The sequence below is a fragment of the Sporosarcina sp. P18a genome (assembly GCF_002743135.1).
Classification (GTDB): domain Bacteria; phylum Bacillota; class Bacilli; order Bacillales_A; family Planococcaceae; genus Sporosarcina.
In genome coordinates this window covers 1-4493 of sequence record NZ_PDYQ01000014.1, presented here as the reverse complement: position 1 = coordinate 4493, position 4493 = coordinate 1, and the positions used below count along the sequence as shown (strand labels likewise).

At 38.5% G+C, this 4493-nt stretch carries 5 protein-coding genes; all 5 read left to right on the top strand.

The window, feature by feature from the left end; translation table 11 throughout:
- The first annotated feature begins 150 nt into the window (after nt 1-150).
- On the top strand, nt 151-408 hold the full coding sequence (locus tag CSV75_RS15995) for a ferredoxin (protein ID WP_099676604.1): 258 nt from the start codon (nt 151-153) through the stop codon (nt 406-408).
- A 132-nt stretch (nt 409-540) separates the two neighbouring features.
- Nucleotides 541-1566 carry an NAD(P)/FAD-dependent oxidoreductase gene (locus CSV75_RS15990; RefSeq protein ID WP_099676603.1) on the top strand — a complete coding sequence of 342 codons (1026 nt, stop codon included), beginning with the start codon at nt 541-543 and terminating at the stop codon, nt 1564-1566.
- A 138-nt stretch (nt 1567-1704) separates the two neighbouring features.
- The gene (locus CSV75_RS15985) at nt 1705-2094 is read left to right on the top strand and encodes a VOC family protein (RefSeq protein ID WP_099632648.1); all 390 of its coding nucleotides are present in this window, start codon (nt 1705-1707) and stop codon (nt 2092-2094) included.
- Nucleotides 2095-2661: 567 nt separating this feature from the next.
- Complete coding sequence (locus CSV75_RS15980; RefSeq protein WP_099674249.1) at nt 2662-3792, top strand: acyl-CoA dehydrogenase family protein; 1131 nt, start codon at nt 2662-2664, stop codon at nt 3790-3792.
- A gap of 291 nt (nt 3793-4083) precedes the next feature.
- Nucleotides 4084-4493: Rieske 2Fe-2S domain-containing protein (locus tag CSV75_RS15975; RefSeq protein ID WP_144034793.1), on the top strand; the 410-nt coding region annotated here is incomplete at its 3' end.

Sequence of the window (4493 nt, the reverse complement as noted above, 5' to 3'; positions counted from 1 at the left end):
TTTATGATGACAAAGAGAAAAAGTGGCAGGAAGCATTCCCACTAAAAGAACAATTTGAAAAGAAAAAACAACCTGTTGAGCTATGATAGAAAATTAGCAAAGCACATATAATTTTAGGCTTATCAAGTTTGCCGATAAGGAGTGTAAACAATGACGAAATATACAATTGTTGATCAAGACACTTGCATAGCCTGTGGAGCATGTAGTGGAGTCGCACCTGATATATATGATCATACCGATGATGGTATATCCTACGTGACAATAGATCAAAACGAAGGAATGGTAGAAGTGCCAGCGGAGTTGCATGATGATTTAGAAGATGCATATGAGGGATGCCCAAGCGATTCAATCAAAATTTCAGATGAACCATTCCATGGAAATGCACTAAAATTTAGCGAAGCTATGTAATGTTAATAGATCAAAATGAGTAAGAAATAGAAGATGCACTAAAGAAACGCATCATTTTAAAGTGAGCGACAAGTGCTAGAAACATATAGTTTCTATACTTATAGATAGACAATAATGGACGGAGTGGGTTAGATGAACGTGGAAGATGAAGTTTTCGATATTACGATTATTGGGGGAGGACCAGTTGGGTTATTTACAGCATTTTATGCTGGTCTCCGTCAAGCGCGAGTAAAGGTTATTGAAAGCTTACCACAACTTGGCGGTCAACTTTCTGCGCTATATCCTGAAAAGTATATTTATGATGTAGCAGGTTTTCCGAAGATTACCGGTCAAAAGTTGATTGATAACTTAACGGAGCAAATGAATCAATTTAATCCAGTGGTTGCTTTGGATGAGGGGGTTGAAAAATTAGAAAAACAGCTTGATGGTATTTTTAAGATAACAACAAATAGCGCAGAACACTTCTCAAAAACTATTATTATAACAGCAGGAAATGGTGCGTTTAATCCAAGAAAGCTTACATTAGAAACGGCTGATAAATTTGAAGGGAAGAATCTGCATTACTTCGTTAGTGATATGCAGAAGTTCGCCGGAAAGAAAGTTCAGTTGTTTGGAGGGGGAGATTCAGCAGTTGATTGGGCACTTATGCTTGAACCAATAGCTGATGAGGTAACACTCATCCATAGACGTGATAAATTTCGTGCACATGAACATAGCGTGGAATTGCTTAAAAACTCCAAAGTGAAAGTTATGACTCCTTATGTACCGCTAGAGTTTATTGGAGAAGATCATATTGAACATGTCATTCTTGAGCATGTGAAAGGTGAAGAGACAAAGAGCATTGAAGTTGATGATGTAATCGTAAACTATGGTTTTATTTCCTCTCTTGGCTCAATAAAAGATTGGGAACTGGAAATTGAGAAGAATAGCATAGTTGTTAATTCGAAAATGGAGACAAATATTGCCGGGATTTATGCGGCTGGGGATATTTGTACATATGAAGGAAAAGTAAAGCTTATTGCAACTGGTTTTGGTGAAGCACCTACAGCTGTTGGTAATGCAAAAGTTTATATTGATCCTAGCTCAAAAGTACAAGCACCGCACAGCACAAGTGTAATGGGTGAGAGTGAAGATAAGATAGTTTCTGTTTCACTTTAATTGAAGCAACGAGAAAAAATTAATCGAAACGAGATACATCTCGATTTGATTAATTTTTTTTGAGTGTAATTCTACTTACAAATCAAGAATTTATACAAGGCGTTGGGTTTTTAAGTTAACCAAAGGAGAGAGCCATTGATGATTACTAAAATAGAACATATAGCTATTGTTGTGAAAGACATGGAAGAATCTATTGCATTTTACTCGAAGGTATTTGGTTGTAAAGTACGTTTAAGAGGAGAAAATTCAAGTCGGGAAATGGCGTTTTTATATGTGAAATCACATCCAGATACAGAAATAGAATTAATCAGAGACATTGATACGGTAGGACAATACAATCAAAGTGGAATCGTCAATCATCTTGCTTTTACAGTTGAAGATATTGATAAGTCTATTAAATATTTCAAGGAGCATGGGATTATTTTCAATTCTAATGAACCTCAACCGACGCTTGAAGGTGGGCGCATGATTTTATTTAATGGACCAAATGACGAGCTTCTCCAATTGGTAGAACGCTTAAAGGCATAACTAACGGTAATAATAGATTATAAATTATGAATGAAGAAATGATCTCTACATTTTAAGTACTGTTTGACGTTAGTTGGCTTTGTGGAGTTTAGAAGGTTTCGAGATAAATTATAGAAGGTAGTTAATTCTTTTTTATAATGAGCGGCAGGTATTTCTAGATTTATTATAGATTTAGTGTGAATGTGTCTAGAATCCTAGTATCGATTTTTAGTATCATCATGACGGTACCGAAAATCATTTCGTGATGACAGACACTTTTTTAGTTATATTAATGCAATTTAATTTTGTGTACTAATAGAACAGAATACTATATATTTTCCAACCTAATGGGTAGTAGTTTAAATATTGCAAATGCTTTAATATGATAATAGATAAAATACCTAAAGCCAACTTTTAATTAATTTTGGGTTGTGGGTAAAAGGTAGGATTTTATTCGATGTAACTCATTTTTCGAGTCTATAGATTAGTTAAGTATTGATATCTCCCAAATAGATGATCATCTAGATTACTAATAGGGAAATTCAAATATTGTAACGTAAAACAATAAGTTATAGGGAGGTAGAAATTATGATTAAGCAATTACAAAGCCAAAATAAAAATCGGTTTGATCAGGTGTTAACAGAAGTTCGTGCTCGACGTGATGAATTTGAAAAGAAGCGACATGTGCCAAAGGATATGATTGCGCAACTGAAAAAAATGGGTGTTTATCGCGCTCATACGCCTCAGTGTTTTGGTGGAGATGGTAGTTCGCCAATGGAATTCCTTAAGTTAATTGAAAGTATCTCTGAAGCTGACGGTTCAGCTGGATGGGTAGCGAGCTTTGGATCTGCTGCTGTATACCTTGCAGCTCTGCCAGAAGAAACTCTTGCAAAACTTTACGCAAATGGTCCGGATGTGGCCTTCGCGGGTGGTTTGTTTCCAGTTCAGCCTGCGGAGAGAGTAAGTGGTGGATGGATTGTTAACGGTCTTTGGAAGTTTGCAAGTGGATGTAAGGGAGCAGACATTCTTGGTGTCGGTATTGGTACAGGTGAAGGTGGTAAACCATTAACTGCTGTTCTAAAACCTGAAGATGTAGAAATTATTGAAAACTGGGAAGTTATCGGGATGCGTGGCACGGGGAGTCATGATCTGCTCGTGAAAGATGTCTTCGTTCCTGATGAATGGACGTTTGTACGTGGGGGTACTCCTACAATTGAAGAACCAATCTCGCAATACCCATCGATTGCCTATGCAGCACAGGTGCTGGCAGTGGTCAATCTTGGAGTGGCACGTGCTGCGCTAAATGAAATTTCTTTGATGGCAGGTCGTTCTGGTATCACAGGTGCACCTAAAATGGCTGATCGGGCTTATGTACGGATTTCTGTTGCAAAAGCGGAAGCCAAGCTTAGATCGGCGCGTGCCTTTTTCTATGAAACTACCGAATCTGCTTGGGAATCAATCCTTAAAGGTGAAGGTGTCTCAGCTGATCAAACAAGTATGCTACGTCTAGCGGCGGCACAAGCTGCGCGAGAGGGTGCAAGCGCTGTACAAACTGCTTACTTACTTGCAGGTACTTCGGCCATTTATGACGGACATCCGTTGCAACGACATCTACGAGATGCAATGGTTGTTACCCAACACGCGTTCCTCAACGAAAGTATGTACGATGGAGCGGGATCGGTACTTTTGGGCGTGCAACCAATAAAGGGATTCATTTAATAGAAGTACTCAACATATAAAACCATCTGTTAGATAAATTGATAATCCGTGGAGTCGTACTTTAAAAGGAATGTGTGAAGGTTATTGGTTAATATAACAAAAATAAGATAGAAGTTATGGGTAGACTTCAATGATACTTATGCTAATCAATTTATCTCACGAAATGAAAACGCTATCATCTGTATAATCATGGGTAAATGGAATACTCAAGAAGTAGTTGTGAACAGCATTTATTGAATAAATGAATTATGTCCGAACGGAGAATCTATTATTATATTAGGGGGAATTTGAATGTTAACACCAGAAGATAATCAGTTACTAACTCAGACCGATGCAGGCACGCCGATGGGCGATGTATTTAGGAGATATTGGATTCCAGCCCTTCAAACAGAAGAGTTGATTAGTGATGGGAAGCCGCAACGCGTGAAGTTGTTGGGGGAGGACCTAGTCGCATTTCGCGATACGGAAGGAAAAGTAGGCCTAGTTGATGAGCGCTGTCCGCACCGCGGGACCTCACTTTATTATGGAATTAATGACGGTTGTGGCCTAAGGTGCATGTATCATGGTTGGAAGTTCAATACAGACGGGGAGTGCACGGAGATTCCGTCAGAGCCAACGGATGGGAAGTTTAGGGAATCCGTTCAATTAAAAAGCTATCCGACAAGAGAAGTAAGTGGCATTATTTGGACATACATGGGGCC

What these genes read in the sequence shown, in the direction of transcription:
- CSV75_RS15980 (WP_099674249.1), top strand. Translation starts at nt 2,662, where the DNA reads ATGATTAAGCAATTACAAAGCCAAAATAAAAATCGGTTTGATCAGGTG.
- CSV75_RS15985 (WP_099632648.1), top strand. Translation starts at nt 1,705, where the DNA reads ATGATTACTAAAATAGAACATATAGCTATTGTTGTGAAAGACATGGAA.
- CSV75_RS15990 (WP_099676603.1), top strand. Translation starts at nt 541, where the DNA reads ATGAACGTGGAAGATGAAGTTTTCGATATTACGATTATTGGGGGAGGA.
- CSV75_RS15995 (WP_099676604.1), top strand. Translation starts at nt 151, where the DNA reads ATGACGAAATATACAATTGTTGATCAAGACACTTGCATAGCCTGTGGA.